19 protein-coding genes and 1 tRNA gene are annotated in these 25,495 nt (G+C 42.0%); all 20 read left to right on the top strand.

Annotation, left to right across the window (positions count from 1 at the left end):
* Window positions 1–160: 160 nt before the first annotated feature.
* The 20 genes from BO18_RS33820 (at window position 161) to hypB (ending at window position 25,471) form a co-directional block, all read left to right on the top strand.
* Window positions 161–1,342 (top strand): M15 family metallopeptidase, encoded by a 1,182-nt coding sequence (locus BO18_RS33820; RefSeq protein WP_051689307.1) that lies wholly within the window; start codon window positions 161–163, stop codon window positions 1,340–1,342.
* A gap of 18 nt (window positions 1,343–1,360) precedes the next feature.
* Entirely contained in the window at window positions 1,361–2,542 is a 1,182-nt protein-coding gene (gene tgt, locus BO18_RS29775; RefSeq protein ID WP_034452371.1) for a tRNA guanosine(34) transglycosylase Tgt, read from the top strand.
* A gap of 68 nt (window positions 2,543–2,610) precedes the next feature.
* Window positions 2,611–2,964 carry a preprotein translocase subunit YajC gene (gene yajC / locus BO18_RS29770; protein WP_034452370.1) on the top strand — a complete coding sequence of 118 codons (354 nt, stop codon included), beginning with the start codon at window positions 2,611–2,613 and terminating at the stop codon, window positions 2,962–2,964.
* Between the two features lie 70 nt (window positions 2,965–3,034).
* Window positions 3,035–4,138: a 3-isopropylmalate dehydrogenase gene (gene leuB, locus BO18_RS29765; RefSeq protein ID WP_034452369.1), complete on the top strand. Its 1,104-nt coding sequence runs from the start codon at window positions 3,035–3,037 to the stop codon at window positions 4,136–4,138.
* Window positions 4,116–5,819, top strand: a complete 1,704-nt coding sequence (locus BO18_RS29760; protein ID WP_034452368.1) for a glycosyltransferase family 39 protein — start codon at window positions 4,116–4,118, stop codon at window positions 5,817–5,819. Before leuB ends, BO18_RS29760 begins: the two co-directional genes overlap by 23 nt.
* Before the next feature lie 17 nt (window positions 5,820–5,836).
* Complete coding sequence (ilvD, locus tag BO18_RS29755; RefSeq protein ID WP_034452600.1) at window positions 5,837–7,507, top strand: dihydroxy-acid dehydratase; 1,671 nt, start codon at window positions 5,837–5,839, stop codon at window positions 7,505–7,507.
* 25 nt (window positions 7,508–7,532) lie between these two features.
* Window positions 7,533–9,215, top strand: coding sequence for a biosynthetic-type acetolactate synthase large subunit (ilvB, locus tag BO18_RS29750; protein ID WP_034452367.1), 1,683 nt, complete (start codon window positions 7,533–7,535; stop codon window positions 9,213–9,215).
* Window positions 9,216–9,237: 22 nt separating this feature from the next.
* The gene (locus BO18_RS29745) at window positions 9,238–10,755 is read left to right on the top strand and encodes a L,D-transpeptidase (RefSeq protein WP_081861334.1); all 1,518 of its coding nucleotides are present in this window, start codon (window positions 9,238–9,240) and stop codon (window positions 10,753–10,755) included.
* Between the two features lie 354 nt (window positions 10,756–11,109).
* Window positions 11,110–12,189: a 3-phosphoserine/phosphohydroxythreonine transaminase gene (gene serC, locus BO18_RS29740; protein ID WP_034452364.1), complete on the top strand. Its 1,080-nt coding sequence runs from the start codon at window positions 11,110–11,112 to the stop codon at window positions 12,187–12,189.
* A 16-nt stretch (window positions 12,190–12,205) separates the two neighbouring features.
* A complete protein-coding gene (locus BO18_RS29735) occupies window positions 12,206–13,375 on the top strand; it encodes a phosphoglycerate dehydrogenase (RefSeq protein WP_034452362.1) in 1,170 nt (389 codons plus the stop codon).
* 83 nt (window positions 13,376–13,458) lie between these two features.
* Window positions 13,459–14,715: a DUF1015 domain-containing protein gene (locus BO18_RS29730; protein WP_034452361.1), complete on the top strand. Its 1,257-nt coding sequence runs from the start codon at window positions 13,459–13,461 to the stop codon at window positions 14,713–14,715.
* A gap of 111 nt (window positions 14,716–14,826) precedes the next feature.
* On the top strand, window positions 14,827–17,328 hold the full coding sequence (gene glgB / locus BO18_RS29725; protein WP_185752631.1) for a 1,4-alpha-glucan branching protein GlgB: 2,502 nt from the start codon (window positions 14,827–14,829) through the stop codon (window positions 17,326–17,328).
* A 73-nt stretch (window positions 17,329–17,401) separates the two neighbouring features.
* Window positions 17,402–17,474: transfer RNA gene (locus BO18_RS29720), tRNA-Thr, on the top strand.
* 239 nt (window positions 17,475–17,713) lie between these two features.
* The gene (locus BO18_RS29715) at window positions 17,714–18,238 is read left to right on the top strand and encodes an adenine phosphoribosyltransferase (protein ID WP_034452360.1); all 525 of its coding nucleotides are present in this window, start codon (window positions 17,714–17,716) and stop codon (window positions 18,236–18,238) included.
* A 6-nt stretch (window positions 18,239–18,244) separates the two neighbouring features.
* Entirely contained in the window at window positions 18,245–20,527 is a 2,283-nt protein-coding gene (locus tag BO18_RS29710) for a RelA/SpoT family protein (RefSeq protein ID WP_034452357.1), read from the top strand.
* On the top strand, window positions 20,527–21,183 hold the full coding sequence (locus BO18_RS29705; RefSeq protein WP_051689305.1) for an MBL fold metallo-hydrolase: 657 nt from the start codon (window positions 20,527–20,529) through the stop codon (window positions 21,181–21,183). Before BO18_RS29710 ends, BO18_RS29705 begins: the two co-directional genes overlap by 1 nt.
* Before the next feature lie 4 nt (window positions 21,184–21,187).
* Entirely contained in the window at window positions 21,188–22,600 is a 1,413-nt protein-coding gene (gene hemZ, locus BO18_RS29700) for a coproporphyrinogen dehydrogenase HemZ (protein WP_034452355.1), read from the top strand.
* Window positions 22,593–23,480 carry a hypothetical protein gene (locus tag BO18_RS29695; protein WP_034452353.1) on the top strand — a complete coding sequence of 296 codons (888 nt, stop codon included), beginning with the start codon at window positions 22,593–22,595 and terminating at the stop codon, window positions 23,478–23,480. Before hemZ ends, BO18_RS29695 begins: the two co-directional genes overlap by 8 nt.
* Window positions 23,481–23,680: 200 nt before the next feature.
* Window positions 23,681–24,802 (top strand): DUF5692 family protein, encoded by a 1,122-nt coding sequence (locus BO18_RS29690; protein ID WP_034452350.1) that lies wholly within the window; start codon window positions 23,681–23,683, stop codon window positions 24,800–24,802.
* Entirely contained in the window at window positions 24,803–25,471 is a 669-nt protein-coding gene (hypB, locus tag BO18_RS29685) for a hydrogenase nickel incorporation protein HypB (protein WP_034452348.1), read from the top strand.
* The last annotated feature ends 24 nt before the right edge of the window (window positions 25,472–25,495 follow it).

The raw sequence follows: 25,495 nt of genomic DNA, 5'->3' as shown, positions 1-25,495 counted from the left end.
TTTAAGACATATTACAAGTATAGCATAGTCTAGTGCTTTGGGGCTTTTTTGCTTTTTGGATTTTTTTATTTAAAATTGGTGAATTATTTGTGAAATCGTTATATAATAAAATTCGTAGTTCTATACGCGCGAAATATCGCGAAAACAGGGGATTTTTGATATGAATGCTAGTAACTTGCAGATGAAGCTTGACTTCAAGAGCAAGGTGATTTCTAAAGTGGAGAAATTTAATAGGAAGCATAAGGCTTTATCTTTTCTGGGTATTGCCTATGCTGTGGTAGCTATAACCGGTTACAACTTCTTATTTTATTTTTACAGAAACACCAAAAGATTTACATGTCTTGCTTGTATCATCATGTTCTTTATTGCCAGCAGCAGTTTTTCTTATCCTGCTATGTCACTTAACATCAGCTTCGCCAGTGAAGCAGCATCCGGAGAAGAAGATGGATCTGCAGTGGCTGTTCTTTCCGGGCAGGAGGTTGCGGAGTCCAGCGCTGAGCTTGCAGTAGTTGAGGATGTTGATCAGGAAGTAATGGCCGAAGCCAGTGAAGTAGTGAATCCTGATGTTGCAGAGATCGACAACATGGTTTCACTTGCCCAGATCCTTGAAGATAACGAGGGCAGCGAAGAAACTGTGGCTGTTGAAGAAACTGAAGATGCAAAGACTCAGGTAAAAGATGCTGATGCTCAGCTTAAGAGTCTTGAGGAAAGTGAGGAAGTGGCACTTTCAAGTTCAGGAAACAGCTCAGATTCTGCAGATGTTTCTTTTGACGGCAGTGACTGGAACCTTCTTCTTGTTAACAAGCAGCATCCAATTCCAGATGACTATAATTTTGAACTTGGAACCATAAGTGGAAGTATGAGATGTGATGAGAGGATAATCTCACCACTTCTTGATATGCTCAAGGCAGCAAGGGCTGATGGTGTTAATCTCATTATCTGTTCTCCTTACAGAGATATTGAGAGGCAGACTATGCTCTTTACTAATAAGGTTGATCGTTACATGGGCGGCGGAATGAGTTACATGGATGCTTATAATCTGGCTTCACAGGCTGTTACTGTGCCCGGTTCTTCAGAGCATCAGATCGGTCTCGCGGTTGATATTATTACAGACGGTTATTCCACTCTTGATGAGGGCTTTGGAGATACAGCTGCCGGAAAATGGCTTGCTGCCAATAGCAGTGATTATGGATTTATCTTAAGATATCCTTCCGGAAAGGAAGAAATCACCAGCATAGAATATGAACCATGGCACTTCAGATATGTAGGGGTTGACGCAGCTAAAGTTATAGCGGATAATGACCTTTGCCTTGAAGAGTTTTGGAATATTTATGTTGATTAAGAGGATTAAGTTTTATTTATGTACAAGATTTTAAAGAAAGACGGAAGCGCCAAGAGAGCTGAATTTGATACTGTGCATGGTAAGATTCAGACTCCTGTCTTTATGAATGTGGCAACTGTTGCTGCAATAAAGGGTGGCGTTTCAACAGAGGACCTGGAGGGTATTGGTACCCAGGTTGTTCTGTCCAATACTTACCATTTGCACTTAAGACCCGGAGACGATCTGGTTTACAGAATGGGCGGACTTCATAAGTTTATGTCTTGTAATAAGCCTATTCTCACTGACTCAGGTGGATTTCAGGTCTTTTCTCTTGCAAAAACAAGAAGAATAAGAGAAGAGGGTGTTTATTTCCATTCACATATTGATGGGCATAAGCTTTTTATGGGGCCTGAAGAGAGCATGAGAATTCAGTCTCACCTTGCATCAACTATCGCCATGGCATTTGATGAGTGTCCCTCTGCCAAGGCTGAGCATGATTATGTTCAGATGTCTGTAGACAGGACCACAAGATGGCTTGAGAGATGCAAAAGAGAAATGGACCGTCTCAACAGTATGCCCTACACCATAAACCCTCATCAGCTTCTCTTTGGAATCAATCAGGGAGCTATCTTTGATGATATTCGAATAGAGCATGCCAAGAAGATCAGTGATATGAACCTTGACGGTTATGCTGTGGGAGGACTTGCTGTAGGTGAGAGTCACGAGGAGATGTATCACGTTCTTGAGACGGTGGTACCTTACCTTCCTGAAGATAAGCCTACTTACCTGATGGGCGTTGGTACTCCTGCTAATATTCTTGAGGCTGTAGAAAGAGGTGTAGACTTCTTTGACTGCGTTTATCCAAGCAGGAACGGAAGACATGGTCATCTGTATACCAACAGGGGACATATCAATATCCTGAATGCAAGATATGAGATGGATGATACTCCGATCGAAGAGGGTTGTCAGTGTCCGGCTTGCAGGAGATACTCCAAGTCATACATAAGGCATCTGTTAAAAGCTGGAGAGATGCTTGGAATGAGACTCTGCGTTCTTCATAATCTCTATTTTTATAATCATATGATGGAAGAGATACGTGAGGCTATTGAAAAAGGCTCTTTTGCTGAGTATAAGAGAAACAAAATTGCTGGAATGCAGGAATTTGATGGAAGTGGCGCTTCAGATGGCTATAATATCGCTAAAAACTGGCGAAAAGGATAAGCTTGAATTTACGGCGCATTTCTAGTATTATTGTTTGGTGTATAAATATTTAAGGTATGGAGGAAGTTATGGGATTACTTTTAACTAGTGCAGAAGGCGCAAGTACAACCAGCATTATTTCAATGGTGCTTGTATATGCGGCAGTAATAGGTGTTTTTTATTTTCTTTTCATGCGTCCACAGAGGAAGGAGCAGAAGCAGAAGGCTCAGGTTCTTGCAGCTCTTGCTGTTGGAGACAGCGTAAGGACTACAGGCGGATTTATCGGAACAGTAATCGATATCAATGATGATATGGTTATCGTTGAGTTCGGTAATAACAAGAACTGCCGTATTCCTATGGTAAAGGAAGCAATCGTTGAGGTTGAAAAGCCTGAAGATGCAGTTGCAACAACAAGTGATACTTCTGATTCAAAAAAGAAGTAATATTTTGTGTGTCTTTTTTAAGCCTGGTTGGTCATCCAATCGGGCTTATTTGTTAATAAAGGAGGAGAGTATGAAGCTGAACATTACTTGTATCCCCGGAGACGGGATCGGTCCTGAAATTGTTGGGGAGGCTAAAAAGGTCCTTGATAAGGTGGCTGAAACCTTTGGCCACGAGATGATATATAAGGATGTACTTATGGGAGGATGCTCAATTGATGCTTACGGAGTTCCTCTTACACAGGAGACTATTGATGCAGCTAAGAGCGCAGATGCTGTTTTGATGGGATCCATCGGCGGTGATACTTCTACATCACCCTGGTATAAATTGGAGCCATCTAAGAGACCTGAAGCAGGTCTTTTGGGTATTAGAAAGGCTCTGAATCTTTTCGCTAACCTCAGACCGGCATATTTGTATCCGCAGCTTAAAGAAGCGTGTCCTCTTAAGGAAGAAGCTGCTTCAAAGGGCTTTGATATGCTTATCATGAGGGAACTCACAGGTGGCCTTTACTTTGGAGATCGCTTTACAAAAGAGATTGACGGAGAATTAACTGCCACAGATACCCTTGTCTACAAAGAGAGTGAAATAAGAAGAATTGCCATTAAGGCTTTTGAAGTTGCAAGAAAGCGCAGAAGCAGTGTTATTAGTGTTGATAAGGCCAATGTTCTTGATTCTTCAAGATTGTGGAGAAAAGTAGTCAATGAAGTAGCTGCTGATTATCCTGATGTTGAGCTTTCTCATATGCTGGTTGATAACTGCGCAATGCAGCTTGTAAGAGATCCTGCTCAGTTTGATGTCGTACTTACTGAGAACATGTTTGGAGATATTCTTTCTGATGAAGCCAGCATGATCACCGGTTCCATCGGAATGCTTCCAAGTGCTTCTTTGAATGATACAAGCTTTGGTCTGTATGAGCCAAGCCACGGAAGTGCTCCTGATATTGCCGGAAAGGATATTGCAAATCCTATTGCTACGATTCTTTCTGCTGCTATGATGCTTCGCTATTCATTTAACCTTGATAAAGAGGCTGATGCGATCGAGAGTGCAGTTCGCAAAGTATTGGAAGATGGCTACAGGACCGGAGACCTCATGGGAAGCTCCAATGCAGATGAGGTTACGCAGGTAGGCTGTAGGGCGATGGGAGACCTGATAGTTGAACGAATCACTAACCTATAAGACAGAAAAGAAAATATATGATCTTTTGCCACATGAGCCTGAGACTATAGGTGCTACGCTTTTTATCATAGCAATGTCCTGTTATTATCTCTGGCGCATGTTTGCGATAACTCCTGTATATGATGAGCTTTACACTTATTATACCTTTATCAGCAGAGGACCATTTTATGCGGCTATTCACTGGCCACTCCCCAATAACCATGTGGGCTATTCGGTTCTTTCGGCGATATTGGATTTGTTTGGTAATCCCTATATAGGGCTTAGGGGAGTATCACTTGTCTGTGCTGTGACAAATCTGGTTCTTATCTACAGGATCTGTAAAAGATATTATTCTCATGGACTTGGTTTTGCTGCCATGGTGCTGTACGCATCAATGCAGATAGTTACTGAGTATAGTGTTCAGGGAAGGGGTTATACTCTTTCTACTACATGTTTTCTGTTATCTATCTATATTGCAGGTTATATATGCAGTGCTAACGATACACCGAAATCATATTACAGATACCTGGCAGTGTGCTTTGTATTGGGGCTTTATACTGTCCCTAGCAGTGTGTATTGGGTCATTCCCATCAGCGTTGCTATTGGAGCATATCTTATAATAAATGCCATAGCCAGCAGCGATGTGCGGGGGAAACTTCGAGAGACAGTTTATTATAAGAAGTTCAGTACCTTTTTTATCTATGGTGTTATAGCAGCTTTTGTGACAACAGTTCTTTATATGATAATCTGGCTTGCTATTGGATCTAATCTGCTGGTAAAGACTGAAGGCTCTGAGTTCTATGGCCTTTCCCACGGAACAGTTCTTTTACGGGCCCCGGTATCTTCCATGCTAAAGGGAGTTGAGTATATGCTATCCCAGCCTTATATTCAGAGCCTTTCTGTGGAAGATTTTAATGAGAGATGCTTTGGCTGGGGAATGAGCCTTTTGAACTACATGGTCCCCAACATGTCCTGGATGCTTTTGATTATTATTTTGCTGAGTCTTGTGATAGCTCTTTTGGAGTGTATCAGGCATCTGGCCTACAGCAGAACGGTTATAAACCTTATTATTGTATCCAATGTTGTGGTCACTACAGCTATGCTTTTTATACAGCATAAGCTTCCGTATCTTCGGGTCTTTTCCTACGGTGCTTTTATTGTTTGTGCTTGCGTTGTAACTTGCCTGGAGAGACTTATCAATAACTGCATCAGGCTGTATAATCGCTACAAGACCAAAAAGAATGCAGACAAAGAAGATTCTAAAATGGTCGTTAATGAATTTGAAAATGCTATTAAAGGGGACAAGTGGTATTCCGGTCTTGGAGTTTATGTTCCACTGTTTTTGATACTCATATTTTTTATTATGAGATTATCATCCTATCAGTTTAATGCTCAGCTGGGAGAAAGAGAAAATGATGTGTTCAACACTCTTTATATTGCGGATGTGCGAAGACGCCACAACGTAGCAGCCATTGATTGCGACCAGCAATACCTGCTTAAGTTTGGCTGGGATATTGATTGCAATAAGACCGATGTTGACGGAGCTGATATGGTGATACTTGATAAGAATCTTTTGGAGCCGGGCTACAGTGGTCCAGACTTTTGGAAGTTCTATCAGACCTATGAGACTATAAATTGGGACTACATCGATACGATGCGTGCCATTTATGAAAATGAAAACTTTATATTATATATTAAGTAGGAGGAGGCAGTATGGCTATGAACAGTGACAGAGTTTTTAAAGGATTACAACAGGCGCCCCACAGGAGTCTTTTTAATGCGCTTGGTTTTACTGAAGAGGAGAGAAACAGACCTCTCATTGGTATTGTTAGCTCCTACAATGAGATAGTTCCCGGACACATGAATCTGGATAAGATCACAGAGGCTGTTAAGCTTGCTGTTGCAGAGGCAGGCGGAATGCCCGTTGTTGTTCCTGCGATTGCAGTTTGCGACGGAATTGCCATGGGACATATCGGTATGAAGTACTCTCTGGTAACAAGAGATCTTATTGCAGACAGCACAGAGTGTCTTGCAACAGCTCATGCTTTTGATGGTATGGTATGCATTCCGAACTGTGATAAGAATGTTCCCGGACTTTTGATGGCTGCAGCAAGAGTGAACATTCCTACTGTATTTGTATCAGGCGGCCCTATGATGGCTGGTAGGATTGATGGACATAAGACTTCTCTTTCTTCCATGTTTGAGGCTGTTGGCTCAGTATCAGCCGGATCTATGACAGAGGCTAAGCTCTGTGAGTTTGAGGAAAAGGCTTGTCCTACCTGTGGATCCTGCTCGGGAATGTACACAGCGAACTCCATGAACTGCCTGACAGAGGCTATTGGTATGGGACTTCCTGGAAACGGAACTATTCCTGCTGTTTACTCTGCACGTATCCGTCTTGCTAAGCAGGCTGGATATGCTGTAATGAGACTTATTGAGAAGAATATCCGTCCAAGAGATATTATGACAAAAGAAGCTTTCATGAACGCCATGACTATGGATATGGCTCTTGGATGCTCAACAAATACAATGCTTCACCTTCCTGCAATTGCACATGAGGCCGGTGTAGAACTTAACATGGAGATTGCCAACGAGGTATCTTCAAGAACTCCTAATCTTTGCCATCTGGCACCTGCAGGTCCTACATACATGGAGGATCTCAATGAGGCAGGCGGTGTTCTTGCTGTTATGAGCGAGCTGGTTAAGAAGAATCTTATTAACACTGACCTTATCACAGCCACAGGAAAGACTGTAAAAGAAAACCTTGAGGGTGTTGTAAATAAGAACCCTGAGGTTATCAGGCCAATCGAGAATCCTTACATGGAGTCAGGCGGAATTGCTGTCCTTAAGGGTAACCTTGCACCTGACACAGGTATTGTCAAGAAGAGTGCTGTGGTTCCTGAAATGATGACACATGAAGGGCCTGCAAGAGTATTCGACTGCGAGGAAGATGCTATCGAAGCAATCCTTGGCGGTAAGATCGTATCAGGTGATGTTGTAGTTATCAGATATGAGGGACCTAAGGGTGGCCCTGGAATGAGAGAGATGCTGAATCCTACTTCAGCCATTGCAGGCAGAGGCCTTGGTTCATCTGTTGCTCTTATTACTGACGGAAGATTCTCCGGAGCAAGCCGTGGTGCTTCTATTGGACATGTGTCTCCGGAAGCTGCTGTTGGCGGACCTATTGCTCTTGTTGAAGAGGGAGATATCATCAGCATTGATATTCCTAACAATGCACTGAATCTCAAGGTTTCTGATGAAGAGCTGGCAAAGAGAAGAGCAAACTGGCAGCCAAGAGAGCCTAAGGTTACAACAGGCTATCTTTCAAGATACAGAGAGCTTGTTACAAGCGGAAATCGTGGAGCTATTCTCGAGATCCCTAGAGCGTGAAAAAGTAATAAGAGGAGTATGAAATATGCAGTTAACCGGATCACAGATTGTTCTGGAATGTCTCAAAGAGCAGGGAGTTGATACTATCTTTGGATATCCGGGAGGAACAATCCTTAATATCTATGATGAACTATACAAACAGCACGACGACTTTTGCCATATCCTTACCTCCCATGAACAGGGAGCAGCTCACGCAGCTGATGGATATGCCAGATCAACAGGTAAAGTGGGCGTTTGCTTTGCGACCAGTGGACCTGGTTCAACAAACCTGGTTACCGGAATCGCTACAGCATACATGGATTCCGTGCCTATGGTGGCTATTACCTGTAATGTTAATCTGCCTCTTTTGGGAAAAGACACTTTCCAGGAGGTAGACATGGCTGGTATAACTATGCCTATTACAAAGCATGGCTATATCGTCAAGGATGTAAAGGTTTTAGCTGATACCATAAGGAAAGCCTTTAGGATTGCCAAGACCGGTCGTCCTGGTCCTGTTGTTGTGGATATTACGAAGGATGTTACAGCAGCAAGCTGTGATTACAGACCTGTTCAGATAAGTGAGGAAGAACCTGAAAGAAAGTATACAGAGGATGAGATTAAATCAGCCCTCAAGCTTCTTAAGGCATCCAAGAGACCGTTTATCTATGTTGGCGGAGGAGCTGTTATTTCAGGCGCTTCCAAGGAACTTAAGGAGTTTGCTGAAAAGATTGATGCTCCTGTATGCGATACTCTTATGGGCAAAGGTGCTTTTGATGGTACCCACAAGCTCTACACAGGAATGATCGGTATGCACGGAACAAAGACTTCTAACCTTGGAGTGAGTGAGTGCGATCTTTTGATCACTCTTGGAGCAAGATTCTCTGACCGAGTAATTGGAAATGCTAAAACCTTTGCGTCTAAGGCAAAGATTCTTCAGATTGATATCGATGCAGCTGAAATCAATAAGAACATCAGGACCAATATGTCTATCGTTGGTGACCTTAAGCAGGTGCTTCAGGTTCTTAATGAGAGACTTGAACAGATGGATCATGCTGAGTGGATCAAGAAGATAGAGGATTATAAGAAGCAGTTTCCACTTCGCTATGAATCAAATAAGCTTACCTGCCCTTATATCATTGAGGAGCTTGATAAGCTTACTGATTCCGATGCTATCATTTCAACGGATGTTGGACAGCATCAGATGTGGACTGCACAGTACTATAAGTTTAAAAATCCCAGGACTTTCCTTACATCAGGTGGTCTTGGCACCATGGGCTATGGTCTTGGAGCCTGCATTGGAGCACAGGTGGGGAATCCTGACAAGGTCTGCGTTAATATTGCCGGAGACGGGTGCTTTCGAATGAACATGAATGAGCTGGCAACTGCTTCAAGATACAACCTTCCAATTATTGAGATTGTGATCAACAATCACGTTCTTGGTATGGTAAGACAGTGGCAGACTCTTTTCTATGAAAAGCATTATTCACAGACTGTATTTGAGGACAAGGTAGATTACTGCAAGGTTGCAGAGGGCCTTGGCTGTATGGCTATAAGAGTAACTAAGAAGTCAGAAGTGGTTCCTGCACTTAAAAAAGCTCTTAAAGCAAAGACACCTGTGCTAATTGATTGTATAATAGAAGAGGATGACAAGGTGTTCCCAATGGTTTCACCTGGAGCTTCAATAAGTGAGACCTTTGATGCTTCTGACCTTGCATCTAAAAAGAAGTAAGCTTTTTCATTAAGAGGGGAATATGAAAAAAACTCTTCGAGCAGGACTTATTGGTCTGGGGGTATTGGTCCTTCTTCTTGGCGTTATCTATGGACTATTAGGGGTGTATTACATGGGAGGCTTCCCATGTTTCACCTGGATCAATGGTGTTTACTGCACCGGTAAAACTGTTAATGAGGTCAACCAGGAATTGATCCGGAACAACAACTATGATGGAGTTGTTGTTCTGGATAATAATGGTGCAAGACTTTTTGTGGGCGCCGATGACTGTGATATGACCATTGATTACAGGGATTCTCTTTATAGCGTTTTCAATGATAGAAACCCTTTATATTGGGGTGTCTATGTCTTTAAAAATCTCACCTGCAACTATGAACCAACCGTTACGGTTAATAAGGATAAAATAGCCGGGATTATATCTGATTGGGAGATATTTGTTAATCCTGATGATTTTAAGTGCTCAATTGAAAAGAGCTCTGACGGCTATAGTCTTGAGAATGCCTTCCTTACAGTACCTGTAGAAGAGAAAGTTATTGATACTGTCTATGATTCAATGATGCATTTGGATAGTGTTGTGGATCTTTCCAACTATGATGAATGTTACAGAGATGTGGATCTTAGAAGCTCTGAACAGGAGAAGGTTGCTCTTTTTGCAAAGATAGATGATCTCCAAAGCTGCAATGTTTCCTATGTGGTTGATTCTGAGGTTATTTATCTTGGTAAAGATAGAGCCAGCGATTTTATTCTTACCGAGAAGGAGTTGGAGGAGGCGCTATCAGAAAAACCAAATCGTAGCAACCCTGGACTTGGAAAATTCATAATTGCCGGAGAAGAAACAACCCTTTCTGAAGAAGATGATATTAAAACACTTGAAGGAATTGTTACAGATGAGAACGGAAATCCTATCATAAGTGAGAGTAAGATCTTTGCATTTTTGGAAGATATTTCGGAAAGTCATGATACTTCCTGGATGATGGAAAATTACAGAGAAGGAAAAACTTCTACTGTAATAATCAATGATTCCAGTAAGGGCGACGGTTCAATTTTTGATATCGATAGCGAATTTGAGTATCTGAAAGAAGAATTCAAAAACGGAAATGTTAAACAGGAAGCGAGAGAATTTCAGCTTTCTAAAAGCGCAGTTGTTCATGATGCTGCCACAGAAATTGGCAAAACCTATATTGAGATCAACATGGGAGAACAGATGCTGTACTACTATGTTGATGGAAATCTTTCCATGGAGATGCCAATTGTAACCGGAAATGTCAACAGAAGTCGTGGCACTCCCACGGGAATATATCCCGTCTACAACAAGCGTTACCACACAAATTTGGTTGGTGTTGATTATGTCTCCTACGTAAATTATTGGCTCGGAGTTCATAAGGGAGTCGGCATTCATGACGCCCTCTGGCGCAACAAATTTGGCGAACAAATTTACAAAACTGATGGTTCTCACGGCTGCATTAATTGCCCGCTCGAGACTGTTGAAAAGCTCTGGGAAGTGGTAGATGTAGGGACTCCAGTTGTTCTCTATTATTAAAAATGTCCCGGATAAGTACGTTATTATTTGATTAATGAGCCATGAAATCATCAATTTAAAAATGCGCAGTTCTCGCACGAGGCGATGATTTTCAGAAAGAAAAAGGCAGCAAGTACCGATTGCTATGAGCAACGTCGAAATGAGGTACTTGCTGCTTTTTGAGTTCTAGAAAATCACAACGCAGGAGCAAACAAGTATTTTTGAATTATGATTTTATGGCGTTATAAATAATTAAATAACGCTTGTTCCACTAAGACGAACTTGACAAAATTTATTTTGCGATTAGAATGAAATTTATAGTTGCAAAACACATAAAAATAATTTGCGAATCAGAAATATTAGGAGGAGAAGTAAGTGTCAAGAGTTTATAATTTTTCAGCTGGTCCGGCAGTCCTTCCGGAAGAAGTTTTGAAACAGGCTGCAGCAGAAATGCTTGATTATGCAGGATGTGGAATGTCCATTAACGAGATGAGTCACAGATCAAAAACCTTTGATAATGTGATCCAGACTGCCGAGCAGGATATCAGAGATCTTATGAATATTCCTGACAATTACAAAGTTCTCTTTTTACAGGGAGGAGCAAGCCAGCAGTTCGCAGCTGTTCCTCTTAACCTTATGAAAAATAAAAAAGCTGGCTATATCATCACAGGTCAGTGGGCTAAAAAAGCTTATCAGGAAGCTCAGAAGTATGGTGAAGCTGTTGAACTTGCTTCCAGTGCAGACAAGACATTCTCATATATTCCTGACTGCTCAGATCTTGATATTCCTGATGACCTTGATTACGTTTACATCTGCGAAAATAACACAATTTATGGAACAAAGTTTAAGACTTTGCCTAATACAAAGGGGCATATCCTTGTATCAGATGTATCTTCATGCTTCCTTTCAGAGCCTGTTGATGTAACAAAGTACGGCGTTATCTACGGCGGTGTTCAGAAGAATGTAGGACCTGCAGGTCTTGTTATCAGTATTATCAGAGAGGATCTTATCACTGATGATGTTCCTTCTTACACACCTACAATGCTTAAGTGGAAGACTCAGGCTGACAACGGCTCTTTATACAACACTCCTAACTGCTGGAGCATCTACATGTGTGGCCTTGTATTCAAGTGGCTTAAGGCTCAGGGCGGTCTTGAGGAGATGAAGAAGAGAAATGAAGCAAAGGCTAAGATCCTTTACGATTATCTTGATCAGAGCAAGATGTTTAAGGGAACAGTAAGGCCCGAGGATCGTTCTCTTATGAATGTTCCATTTATTACTGATTCTGAGGAACTCAATGCCAAGTTCATTGCTGAAGCTACAAAGGCAGGTTTCGTAAGTCTTAAGGGACACAGAACTGTTGGCGGTATGAGAGCAAGTATCTATAATGCTATGCCACAGGAAGGTGTACAGAAGCTCGTTGATTTCATGAATGAATTCGAAAAGAACAACTAACAGGAGGCTAATATAGATGTACAAGTATAAATGTTTAAACCCAATCGCTAAGATCGGCCTTAACAATTTCTCTGATCAGTACACAGCGGTTGATAATGTAGACGAAGCAGAAGGCATTCTTGTTAGAAGCGCCAATATGCTTGAGATGGACTTTTCTGATACTCTTCTTGCTGTAGCAAGAGCCGGAGCAGGAGTTAATAACATTCCTCTCGATAAGTGCACACAGCAGGGCATTGTTGTTTTCAACACCCCGGGAGCTAACGCTAACGGCGTAAAAGAGATGGTGCTTGCTGCAATGCTCATTGCTTCAAGAGACATTATCGGAGGAACAGAGTGGGTTAAGGCTAACGCGGGAGATCCTGAGATTGCAAAGCTCACAGAGAAATCCAAGAAGAAGTTTGCGGGAACTGAGATCTTTGGTAAAAAGCTTGGTATTATCGGACTTGGTGCCATCGGCGTACGTGTTGCCAATGCTGCAAGACAGCTTGGTATGGAGGTTTATGGCTATGATCCATATCTCTCAATCGATGCTGCATGGAGACTTTCTTCAGATGTTAAGCACGTTACCAATGTGGATGATATCTATTCAAAGTGCGATATCATCACAATCCATGTACCTGCACTTGATTCTACAAAGGGTATGATCAACAAGGATGCCATTGCTAAGATGAAGAAGGGCGTAATTCTTATCAACCTTGCAAGAGATATCCTTTGCAATGAAGCTGATGTTCTTTCAGGTATCAATGCAGGTAAGATCAGAAAGTATGTTACAGACTTCCCGAACCCTGTAATTGCAGGTCATGATGGTTGTATTGTTATCCCTCATCTTGGTGCTTCAACTGAGGAGTCAGAGGATAACTGTGCTGTTAAGGCAGTTCTTGAGCTTAAGGATTATCTTGAAAATGGAAACATCAACAATTCAGTTAATTTCCCTAATTGCGATATGGGAATCTGTGACAAGCCAAGAGTAGCTATTTTCCACAAGAATGTAGCTAACATGATCAGTCAGTTTACAACAGTGCTCGGCGGCGCAGGTATGAACATCTCAGACATGACAAATAAGTCCAGAGGTGACTACGCATATACTCTTATTGATCTGGAAGATACAGTTACAGATGACATTGTAAAGAAGCTGTCTAAGGTTGATGGAGTAATCAGAGTAAGAGTGGTAAGAAAAGACGTATAAATACGGAAAAATATAGTAAAATAGTGGGAGAGATTTTGGAAAGACAAGATCTCTCCCAAACTTTTTGATATGGAGGAGACAAAATGGCAGATATAAAGCCTTTTAAAGCCTTTAGACCTGTTGCGGATAAGGTATCAAAAATAGCAGCCCTTCCTTATGATGTATATAACAGACAGGAAGCGAGAGAGGTTGTGGAAAAGAATCCTGATTCCTTCCTTGCTATCGACAGGCCGGAAACTTTTTTTGAACCTGATCACGATATGTATGCTCCGGAAGTCTATGACAAAGCAAAGGAGCAGCTTTGGGGCAGGATAGAAAAAGGGGATTTTGTACAGGACGAAGCTAATTCCTACTATATTTATGAACTTACTATGGATGGCAGAAGCCAGACGGGTATCGTGGCTGTTGCTTCTATAGATGATTACTTAAATGGCGTTATAAAAAAGCATGAAAACACAAGGGAAGAAAAGGAAAAGGACAGAATAAACCATGTCTATACCTGTAAGGCACAGACTGGCCCGATTTTTCTTTGCTACAGAGATAATGCCACTATCAATGAGATAGTTGACAGGGTTAAAACGGTGGATGAGCCTGTTTACGACTTCGCTTCAGAAGATGGAGTAAGACACAGGGTTTGGTTGATGGGAGACGAGGAAGAGAACAACATGATCTGCCGAGTGTTTACTTCCATTAATGACATTTACATCGCTGACGGACACCACAGATGCGCTTCAGCTGTTAAGGTTGGCCTTAAGATGAGGCAGGAAAAGGGTGATCAGTACAAAAAGAATCTTGAAGCGGATTATTTTCTGTCAGTTCTTTTTCCTGAGTCTGAGCTTATGATCATGGATTACAACAGGGTAGTTAAGGACCTTAACGGATTGACTCCTGAAGAATTTCTTTCTGTGCTTTCAAAGAAGTTCGATGTTAAAAAGGAAGAAGCGGCAGTAAAACCTTCCAAGAAGGGTGAATTTGGATTATTTCTTGATGGATGTTGGTTCAGGTTAAATGCCCATGATGACATCACAAGCGACGATCCTGTAGAGGGTCTGGATGTATCTGTTCTGCAGAATCAGGTTCTTTTCCCTGTCCTTGGCATTGAGGATCCTAAGACTGATAAGAGAATAGATTTTGTTGGCGGAATAAGAGGCCTTAAGGAACTTGAAAGGCGCTGCAAGACTGACATGTGCCTTGCTTTTTCAATGTATCCCACCAGTATAAATGAGCTTTTTGAGGTGGCAGATGCAGGAAAACTCATGCCTCCAAAGTCCACCTGGTTTGAACCTAAGCTTCTTAGCGGATTGTTCCTGCACGATATACGCGGTATTGTGGTACAATGAATGATATAAGGTCAAAAAGTAGAAGCGCGTTCATGATTGCATGATAAGCGGTTTGACCTTTTTACCTGAACAAACAAGATATATAAATTTAACTTCATGGGAGGGATCACTTTGAATAATAAGTTATACAAAATGATGAACTGGCCGGAAATTGAGGAGATTATCTACTCTGATGGTGATAATCCCCACAGGATACTTGGCGCCCATAAGGTGGGAAGTAGCTACCTGATCCAGGCGTTTTATCCTGATGCACAGTCCATGCAGGTTTATATTGAGAACTCTAAAAAGACCTACGAGATGGAGCTGGCTGATGAAGCCGGATTTTATGCAGCCATCGTGCCTTACGTAGACAAGCTTAAGTATTACTTTATTATCAAGGACACTGAGGGCAAGGAGACAAAGGTTGTTGACCCTTATGCTTTCGGTGCGCTTATGGACAGAGAGGATTTCATAAAGCTTGGAAGTGGTATTCATTTCCGCATTTATGAAAAACTTGGCGCTCATCTGATGACCAGAAACGGCGTTAAAGGATGCGAGTTCTGTGTTTGGGCACCTTCCGCTGCCAGAGTCAGCGTAATTGGTGACTTCAATACATGGGATGGAAGAGTTTGCCAGATGCACAGGCTTGATCCTATCGGCGTTTTTGAGATCTTTATTCCCGGAGCAAAGGAAGGGGATGGCTATCAGTTTGAGATCAAGACTAGAAGTGGTCTGATCTTAAAAAGACCTGATCCTTATGCTACAAAGTCCAGAGGAGAAAATGGCTCTATCTCAGTGATCAACGACATTAAGCCTATTAAGTGGACTGATGATAAGTGGATTGCAGCGAGAAAAAAATTTAACAGGGACGAAGATCCCCTTTCAATCTGCGAGATCTCACTTGAGGCTTTTGCCGGAAGACATGAGGGCAAAGGATCCATGGAGGAGATTACAGCAGACGTGCTTGAGTATGTTCAGAACCACGGCTTTAACACCATTGAGCTCATGCCTGTAATGAAGCATGTTCCCGGACATTTTTATCATGTCCTGAATTTCTTTGCTCTGGATGATGCAAATGGTTCAACTGCTGAATTTATGAAGTTTGTAGATACAATGCATCAGGCAGGAATCAGAGTTATCCTTGACTGGGTTCCTACTTTCTTCCCGAAATCCAGCTGCGGACTTTCTGATTTTGATGGAAGAGCTCTTTTTGAATATGCTGATCCAAGGGTTGGAATTCATCCAAAGTCAGGGGATCTTATATTTGATTATGGAAGAAGAGAGGTTTCTAACTTCCTCATTTCTAACGCGCTGTTCTGGGTAGAGAACTTCCATATTGACGGAATCAGAACCTCAGATATTTCAAGGATCCTGTACCTTGACTATGACAGAAAGCCTGGCGAATGGATGCCTAATATCTATGGCGGCAACGAGAACCTTGAGGCTCTGGAATTCCTTAAGCAGTTTACAACAGTGCTTCACAAGGACAATCCGGGGATTCTTCTTCTTACAAAAGAGACAGCTTGCTGGCCACACGTTACTGATGAGATCGATAACGGCGGACTTGGCTTTGATTACAAGTGGAATAATGGCTGGACCAGGGATTTCCTTGCATATATGGAAAATGATCCTCTCTTTAGAGCTGGTCACCATGATGAAGTTACCTTCAGCCTTATTTACAGCTATACCGAGAGATTTATCCTGGCATTTACCCACGAGGATCTGGAAAAGGGCCTTGAGGGACTTTACTATAGGATGCCCGGAGATACTTCACAGAAGATGGCGAACCTTCGTCTTGCAATCAGCTTTATGATGGTTCATCCCGGCAGAAAGCACCTTTACATGGAGCCTGACGCCCTTACAATTGACCAGGCAGTATTTGTTGAGAATCTTGTAAAGAAGCTCAATGATCTCTACTATGCAAATCCTGCACTTCACATCTTTGACAATAACGAGGGCGGATTTGAATGGATCAATGTCCTTGCTTCTGACGAGTGCATGCTTGCTTTTGTAAGAAAGACTGAAAGTGACAAGGAAATGCTGGTTGTTGTAGCTAATATGGCCGGCGTTGAGAGACAGTTTGAGATTGGTGTTCCGGCTGATGGAAGGTATCAGGAGATCTTTAATTCCGATGATATTTCTTTTGGCGGAACAGGCAAGATAAATGAAGGCAGAAGAGAAGCCAAGAGGAAGGAAATGGATGGCAGAAACTACTCCATTGGCCTCCAGATGGCACCTGTATCTCTTTCAATCTTCAGTTACACTCCATACACTGAGCAGGAGAAGAAGATAAGAGCTATCAAGGAAGAGGAAGAGATCAAGAAGGAAAAAGAGCGTCAGGAGAGGATTGCTGAGCTCAAAGAGAGACAGAGTCTTGAGGAAGAGAGACTTCTTAAGGAACTGAAGCTCAAGTATGAAAAAGAACTTTTGGAGCAGGAGAAGGCTATTGAGGAGAAGTACGAAAAGATTGAAGAAGAGAGGATCTTCAGTATTGTATCCAAAGAAGCTTTGAAGAGCGTGACCAAGAAGGCACCTGCAAAGAAGAACGCAGGAAAGACTACCGCGAAGAAGACCACAACAAAGAAAGCGTCTACTTCTAAGAAAACAGCTCCAAAGAAACCTGATACAAAGTAAAGTACCTGCTTGTAAATTCTCAAAGGGCACATTATAATGAGTGATGTGCCCTTTTTATTGGGTTTATGAACGAGCTGGAATAGCGCAGTCGGTAGCGCAACTGATTCGTAATCAGTAGGTCGAGGGTTCAAGTCCCTTTTCCAGCTCTCTTTTATTGCAATAAATTGGTACAGCGATAATATCTGTGATATAATATAATGTCGAGTGTATGTACTATTCAGAGCCAAGACTCGAAAACGCATACGTTTTCGAGTTGTTGGATGTCCGCCAAATGGAAACATTTAAAAATGCATCTGTTTGAGTAAACTCAACATTTGTATTTTTAAATGTTTCCGCTTGGCTCTGAATAGTAACAAAATATAATGTTTAGAGAGGGTTATCAGAAATGAAAGAACTTCAGGATTATGTACGTACAATACCGGATTTTCCAGAGAAAGGAATAATGTTCAGGGATATCACATCAGTTCTTCAGGATCCTGATGGATTCAAGCTTGCTATCGACAAGATGCAGGACCTTGTTAAGGATCTTGATTTTGATGTTGTTCTCGGAGCTGAGTCAAGAGGCTTTATCTTCAGTGCTCCTATTGCATATAACAGAGGAAAGGCTCTTGTTCCTGTTCGTAAGAAGGGTAAGCTTCCTTGCGAGACAGTTGAAGTATCCTATGATCTTGAGTATGGTCAGGCTACTTTAGAGCTTCACAAGGATTCAATCCAGCCTGGACAGAGGGTTCTTCTTGTAGACGACCTTATGGCTACAGGTGGAACTATCGAGGCTATGATCAAGCTCGTTGAGATGCTTGGTGGTGAGGTTGCCGGTATTCTTGTACTTATGGAGCTTAAGGGTCTCAAAGGAAGAGAGAGACTTAGCAAATACAGATTAGATGCAGCGCTTAGCTACGAAGGGAAGTAATATTTAATGGCGCAAAACTTCGATGACGGAAAAATTGAAGCCACTCCTGAGTTTCAGTCTCCGGATTGCCTATATAAGGGTCTTATCGAAAGGGTAAGAAAGTATCACCCTTCAGATGATATTTCTCTTATTGAAAAGGCATATCATCAGGCGGCTGCTGCCCATGAGGGACAGACACGTAAGTCGGGTGAACCTTATATCATTCACCCTCTTTGTGTTGCAATTATCCTGGCTGACCTGGAAATGGATAAAGAGACCATTGCAGCAGGTCTTCTTCATGATGTCGTTGAAGATACCATTTGCACCAATGAAGAGATTGAACAGACCTTTGGAACAGACGTAGCACTACTTGTTGACGGTGTTACCAAACTGACAGCTTTGCAGCTGACTACAGATAATACTAATAAAACTCAGGAACAGATCGATATGCAGGCTCAGAACCTGCGTAAGATGTTCCTTGCTATGGCTAAAGATATCCGTGTCATCCTTATTAAGCTGGCGGACAGACTCCATAATATGAGAACTCTGGCCCATATGCCACCTGAGAAGCAGCAAAGAATTGCGCAGGAGACGTTGGATATCTATTCACCTATTGCAGGAAGACTTGGTATCAGCAGGATCAAAGTTGAACTTGATGACCTTTCACTTAAATATCTGATGCCTGATGTATACAGGGATCTGGTAGATAAGGTTGCTATCAGAAAGAGCGAGCGTGAGCGCTACGTTGAAGAAATCTGTGAGAATGTTCGTAAGAACATAGCTGATGCAGGTATCAAGGGTGAGGTTAACGGAAGAGTTAAGCACTTCTTCAGTATCTATAAGAAGATGCGCAACCAGAACAAGACCCTCGATCAGATCTATGATCTTTTCGCTATCCGTATCATTGTTGATACTGTAAAAGACTGCTATGCAGCCCTTGGTGTAATCCATGAGCTTTATAAGCCTATTCCCGGTAGATTTAAGGATTACATAGCAATGCCAAAGCCTAATATGTACCAGTCGCTTCATACTACACTGATTGGACAGACTGGTCAGCCTTTTGAGATTCAGATCAGAACCTATGATATGCACAGGGCTGCTGAATACGGTATTGCTGCCCACTGGAAATATAAAGAGGCTTCAGACGGCAAGAAGTCTGAAAGCGGTGAAGAGGAGAAGCTCATCTGGCTTCGTCAGATTCTTGAATGGCAACAGGATCTTTCTGATAACCAGGAGTTCATGAGTCTTCTTAAGAGTGACCTTAACCTGTTTTCTGAGGATGTTTATTGCTTTACCCCTACAGGTGAAGTTAAGAACCTTCCTGCAGGATCTACACCTATCGACTTTGCTTACAGCATTCATAGCGCTGTTGGTAATAAGATGATCGGTGCCAAGGTCAATGGCAAACTGGTTCCTATTGATTACAAGATCCAGAACGGTGACAGAATTGAGGTTGTAACCAGCCAGAATTCCAGAGGACCGTCAAGAGACTGGCTTGCTATTGCAAAGGCTACCTCTACTAAGAATAAGATCAATCAGTGGTTCAGACACGAGCTCAAGGAAGAGAACATTACCAAGGGAAAAGAGCTTCTCATTGAGTATTGTAAGAGTAAAGGACTGGACTACTTTATAATCGCCAAACCAGAGTATCAGGCTATAGTTACCAAGAAATACGGCTTCCACGAGTGGGATGCAGTTCTTGCAGCAGTTGGTCATGGAGGACTCAAGGAAGGTCAGATCATCAATAAGCTCTTAGAGCTTGGAGATAAGGAGCACAAGAGGAACATCACTGATGAGGAGGTTCTTGCAGCAGTTGCTGAGAGCCATATTACTCCTCAGGTATCAGGTTCTGACAATGAGATCATTGTTAAGGGTGTTCATGATGTGGCAGTTAGATTTTCTAAATGCTGTAATCCTGTTCCCGGAGATGAGATTTGCGGCTTTGTCACAAGAGGAAGAGGCGTATCGATCCATCGTAAGGACTGTATCAATGTAGTTAAGATGCAGGAAGAAGACAGGACAAGGCTTATCGAAGCCAGATGGCAGAGCGACACAGCTGCTTCCGGTGGAAAATATGCTGCTACCATTAAGATCTTTGCCAATAACAGACATGGTCTTCTGGCTGATGTTTCAAGAGCTCTTACAGAGAAAGATATCGATATCATTTCCATGAACACAAGGACCAGCAAACAGGGACTTGCAACAATGGAAACATCCTTCCAGGTATCATCAAGGGCTCAGCTTCGTGAGATTGTTGATAAGATCAGACAGATCGATTCTGTCATCGACATTGAAAGGACTACAGGCTGATGGCTGAAAAAGAGACTAACGTTGGAATGTTTACCCTTGGTATGGTGGGCACCAACTGCTATTTTGTCTTTAAGGAGAATCAGGAAGATCCAGAGGGCTTTAAGCACTGTATCTTATTCGATCCTGCAGATCAGGGTCAGAGGATTTTCGACGCCCTTACGGAAAAGAAATTTAAGATAGATCTCATTTTGCTGACTCACGGCCACTTTGATCATATTGGAGGAGTGGACAAGCTTCGTGAGATTACAGGAGTTAAGGTTGGTTGCTACATAAAGGAAGAGGCAATCTGTAAGGATAAATACCTTAACCTTTCCAATGACTTTGGTGCAGACTGCGCCGTTTCTCCTGATATAACTTATAATGATGGAGATATCATTGAAGCTGCAGGCTTATCCTGTAAGCTTATTGCAACTCCGGGACATACTTCCGGCAGCTGCTGTTTTTATTTTGAAAAGGACGATATTCTTATTAGCGGAGATACGCTGTTTGATGAATCAGTCGGAAGAACAGATTTTCCTACCAGCTCCACAAGTGAACTGATTCGTTCTGTTAAGGAGAAGCTCTTTGTGCTGCCGGATGATACTGTTGTATATCCTGGACACGGCGAAGTGACCACCATTGGTCATGAGAAACAGTACAACCCATTTATTATTTAAGAAAATGCAAGTAATATATATTAAAGAAGACAAGTACCAATATGATATTCATTCCCTTTTCAAAGCATTTTATCCCGACGAGGATGTCAGGGTAATTGTAGGAGAAAAGGGCTTTAACGCTGAAAAAGAAAAGGATGTTTCACCTGAGGATGAAATATCCTTTATTGATGTAGATAAGAGTAAGAATGACCTCAAAAAGGATATTTACCTTACACTTTCAGAAAAGACCGGTAAAATCCTTCCCTGGGGAGATCTTACCGGAATTCGTCCCACCAGGATAGCCATGAACCTGGTTGATGAAGGCAAAAGTGATGAAGAGATCTTTCGGTATATGAAGGATACTTATCTTGTCAGCGATGAGAAGATAAACTTAAGCATTGACATCGCCAGAAGAGAGAAGCAGGTTTTAAAAGACATTGATTATCAGAATGGATACAGTCTGTACATTGGAATACCATTCTGTCCTACAACCTGTTTTTATTGTTCATTTACTTCGTATCCAATAGGAGCATTTAAAGGAATTGTTGATGATTACATTTCCTGCCTGAAAAAAGAGATTGATTATGTGGCGAAGGATTTTGCCGGAAAGACCCTTGATACTGTTTATATTGGAGGAGGAACACCCACAACCCTTGAACCTGATCAGATTCGAGAGCTTATAGGTTATCTCAGGGAAAGAGTTGATCTTTCTCATGTAAAAGAGTTTACGGTTGAATCAGGGCGTCCGGACTCCATTACCAGAGAGAAGCTAAAGGCTATGAAGGAGATGGGGGTTACCAGAATATCGGTAAATCCTCAGACCATGAGCGATGCTACTCTAAGGGTTATTGGAAGACAGCATACGGTGGCGCAGCTTATTGATTCCTTCAACATGGCAAGGGAAGAGGACTTTGACAATATCAATATGGATATTATCTTAGGGCTCCCCGGAGAAGATGCATCAGATGTTCAACATACGATAGATGAGATAAAGAAACTTGGTCCTGATGATCTGACTGTTCATTCACTGGCTATTAAGCGTGGTTCCAGGCTTTTTGAAGCTATCAGGGAAAGAGAACTCAGGGGCGAAATGAAGACCACCATGCTGGAATCCATGAACAACACCGGAGAGATGATGGAGATTGCAAGGAAGGGCGCCTTAGATCTTGGACTTGAACCTTATTATCTCTACAGGCAAAAGAACATCAGTGGTAATTTTGAGAATACAGGATATGCAAGACCGGGAAAAGCCGGTATATATAATATTCTGATAAATGAGGAAGTCCAGTCAATTGTTGCACTTGGAGCCGGAACGGTCACCAAGAGAGTTTATGGTGAGGGTGGCAGGATAGAACGTTGCGACAATGTAAAAGATGTCAAACTCTACATGGACAATATTGAAGAGATGATTGACAGAAAGAGGAAACTTTTTGCATAAGAGGGGGAAGCGTTTAAACTGCATATTGTTAAGCCTTGTGGCATTTCTACTTATGACGGGATTTGCATTCAAACCTGCCAAAGAAAGTGACTATCCTTTTGGGGCAGGCGTTTTCTCTTATGATCATCTTCCTAACGAGGCTGATATAAGGTGTATGAAGGAGAATGATATCACGGAAGTTTATCAGTACATTGCTCCGGAAATATCTGATGAGGAAGTGCATCGTTTTCTGAAAGAAATGGCAGTAAATGGTATTGACGTTTACGTCCTAGCCGGTGAACCGGAATGGTGCTATGAAGAGAACTATGCCAGCATGAAAACGGTTCTGGATAGGACAAGATCTTTCAATATGGGATTAAGTAAAAAACATAAGATCAAAGGCGTTGTTTTTGATATTGAGCCATATCTTTTGAAAAAATGGCACAACATCCCGGATGAACTCCTTGAACAGTACACCAATAATGTAGTTAAGGTCATGGAGGAGAGGGCAGAGGATGAGGTTCCTTTGAGCGTTTATCTTTGTGTACCGTATTCCTATGATACTTCAGGAAGGGAAAAGGTGCTTAGACAGCTGGTCAGTGAAACTGATGGCGTAATTGTCATGAACTATTATAAGGGCTCAGAGAAAGAGAATATAAAAAGAGAAGCAGCTCTTGCCAGATGGTACAAGAAACGTATCATCAATGCTTATGAGCTTCAGCCGGGGCTTCTTTCACAGACCAATAATTCTATCACTTATTACAAGGATGGTATTGATGCTGTTAATGATAATTACCAGGATCTTATAAGTGAATATTCCCATCATGATATGGGGATCGCTTTTCACACTTTGGAATATCTACGGGCATTGACTCTGCAAAACTCTGAAAAGAAGAAATAAAACGATATTACAAAAGTAAATTTATTTGATTTAGAAGATTAGTGATTTGTGGGAAACCGTTTTTTTTAAAACAGTGCCCCGTTTTATACAAATTTTAGTAAATTAATATTGATAATAATTGTGCAATATGCTATACTGAGTTAGTTAGTTAAATATTGCACAATTTAAAATTAAAGCAATATAAAAGGAGGTTTTTAAGTATGTTATTCCAACTCTATGGAAGCAGTGCTCCAATGCAGCTCATTGGATGGGTACTGGTGTTTGTGGGACTTATTCTCATGAACGAGATTGGCCGTAGGACCAAGGCTGGCGGAATGTTAGTTTTCGTCATCATTCCTACAATTCTTACAGTTTACTTTATTCTTGCACATCTTGGTATGTTTGGTGGAAAAGCAAATCCTACTGTTGCATACATGGATGGCTGGTTCCATTATTTCAAGCTTTATGCTGCTGATATTGGCTGCGTAGGCTTCATGATGATCAAGTACAAATGGGGCATCGGCAAGGAGAAATGGTTCAAGTGGTTCCCTTGGTTCATCGTTGCTGCTAACATCATGATCGCTAACGTTTCTGATATGGAGTCTGCTCTTGCAGCATTCAAGATCACTGGCGACTTCTCAGGCGCTTGGTGGGCATCAAACGAAGGCGTATTCATCTATGGTGGATGGTGGAACATTGTTAACGCTCTTGCGGGTATGATCAACATCTTCTGCATGACAGGATGTATTCACCTTTATTCTTCAAAGGATAAGAACCACGCAGATATGCTTTGGCCTGATATGACAGTATGGTTCATCCTTGCTTATGATGTATGGAACTTTGAGTACACATACCTCAACCTTCCTACACACACATGGTACTGTGGTGTTGCACTTCTTCTTGCTCCTACATTTGCTAACGCTTTCTGGAACAAGGGTGCTTGGATCCAGAACCGTGCTAACACACTTGCTATCTGGTGCATGTGGGCTCAGGTTGTTCCTACATTCCAGCTTATTGGTAAGTTCCAGGCAGCTCTTCCTTCAGTTTACGGTGGAGCTACAGCTGCTGGTGTTAACACTGAGATGCTTTACAACTCAGCTATGCAGATCTATCAGAGCGGCGCAGGTAAGACTGCTGCAGCAGGTGAGGCTATTTCGGCACTTGGAATCACAGCTAATCCTACAGCTCAGGGTGTTGTTGCAGTTCTTTCAATTGCAATCAATGTAATCTGCATCGCAGAGATTATCAAGAGATCTGTTAAGATGGGCAAGAACCCTTATGCTAACGAAGTATTTGTTGGAACTAAGGACTTCGACCTTGCTATGGAGCGCGCAGAGGTATAAATGGATAACGTTAGAGTTATAGAAGTAAAGAGAAGCATCTTTGAAAGTAATGATAAGGATGCTGATAAACTCAGGGGTGAACTTAAGGAGTCTAAGACATTTCTTTTGAACCTTATGTCCAGTCCCGGATCAGGTAAGACAACAACTCTTACCAGAACAATTGAGGCCCTTAAGGACAAGTACAGGATCGGTGTTATGGAAGCTGATATCGACTCTGATGTTGATGCTAAGACAATTGCAACAACTGGAGTTAAAGCGATCCAGCTTCATACAGGTGGAATGTGCCATCTTGATGCCGACATGACAAGGCAGGGTATCAAGGAGCTTGGTGTTGAGGATGTGGATTTTGCCATCCTTGAGAATGTAGGAAACCTTGTATGTCCTGCAGAGTTTGATACAGGAAGCACCAAGAATGCCATGATCCTTTCAGTTCCCGAGGGACATGATAAGCCACTTAAGTATCCACTGATGTTCTCCATTTGTGATGTGGTTCTCATCAACAAGATTGATGTTATTCCATATTTCGATTTCGACATGGAGAAATGTAAGGAGTACATCCTTATGCGTAACCCTAAGGCTAAGATAATTCCTATCTGTGCCAAGACAGGGGAAGGCATAAATGAGTGGGCAGATTGGCTTTCAGAGCAGATCGATGCTCAGATGAAATAATATTATTTAGGCAATGAGACTATG

This window comes from Butyrivibrio sp. AE2032 (assembly GCF_000702965.1).
This window is presented reverse-complemented; position numbering and strand designations above follow the sequence as displayed.

What these genes read in the sequence shown, in the direction of transcription:
- BO18_RS33820 (WP_051689307.1), top strand. Translation starts at nt 161, where the DNA reads ATGAATGCTAGTAACTTGCAGATGAAGCTTGACTTCAAGAGCAAGGTG.
- tgt (WP_034452371.1), top strand. Translation starts at nt 1,361, where the DNA reads ATGTACAAGATTTTAAAGAAAGACGGAAGCGCCAAGAGAGCTGAATTT.
- yajC (WP_034452370.1), top strand. Translation starts at nt 2,611, where the DNA reads ATGGGATTACTTTTAACTAGTGCAGAAGGCGCAAGTACAACCAGCATT.
- leuB (WP_034452369.1), top strand. Translation starts at nt 3,035, where the DNA reads ATGAAGCTGAACATTACTTGTATCCCCGGAGACGGGATCGGTCCTGAA.
- ilvD (WP_034452600.1), top strand. Translation starts at nt 5,837, where the DNA reads ATGAACAGTGACAGAGTTTTTAAAGGATTACAACAGGCGCCCCACAGG.
- ilvB (WP_034452367.1), top strand. Translation starts at nt 7,533, where the DNA reads ATGCAGTTAACCGGATCACAGATTGTTCTGGAATGTCTCAAAGAGCAG.
- BO18_RS29745 (WP_081861334.1), top strand. Translation starts at nt 9,238, where the DNA reads ATGAAAAAAACTCTTCGAGCAGGACTTATTGGTCTGGGGGTATTGGTC.
- BO18_RS29735 (WP_034452362.1), top strand. Translation starts at nt 12,206, where the DNA reads ATGTACAAGTATAAATGTTTAAACCCAATCGCTAAGATCGGCCTTAAC.
- BO18_RS29730 (WP_034452361.1), top strand. Translation starts at nt 13,459, where the DNA reads ATGGCAGATATAAAGCCTTTTAAAGCCTTTAGACCTGTTGCGGATAAG.
- BO18_RS29715 (WP_034452360.1), top strand. Translation starts at nt 17,714, where the DNA reads ATGAAAGAACTTCAGGATTATGTACGTACAATACCGGATTTTCCAGAG.
- BO18_RS29710 (WP_034452357.1), top strand. Translation starts at nt 18,245, where the DNA reads ATGGCGCAAAACTTCGATGACGGAAAAATTGAAGCCACTCCTGAGTTT.
- BO18_RS29705 (WP_051689305.1), top strand. Translation starts at nt 20,527, where the DNA reads ATGGCTGAAAAAGAGACTAACGTTGGAATGTTTACCCTTGGTATGGTG.
- hemZ (WP_034452355.1), top strand. Translation starts at nt 21,188, where the DNA reads ATGCAAGTAATATATATTAAAGAAGACAAGTACCAATATGATATTCAT.
- BO18_RS29690 (WP_034452350.1), top strand. Translation starts at nt 23,681, where the DNA reads ATGTTATTCCAACTCTATGGAAGCAGTGCTCCAATGCAGCTCATTGGA.
- hypB (WP_034452348.1), top strand. Translation starts at nt 24,803, where the DNA reads ATGGATAACGTTAGAGTTATAGAAGTAAAGAGAAGCATCTTTGAAAGT.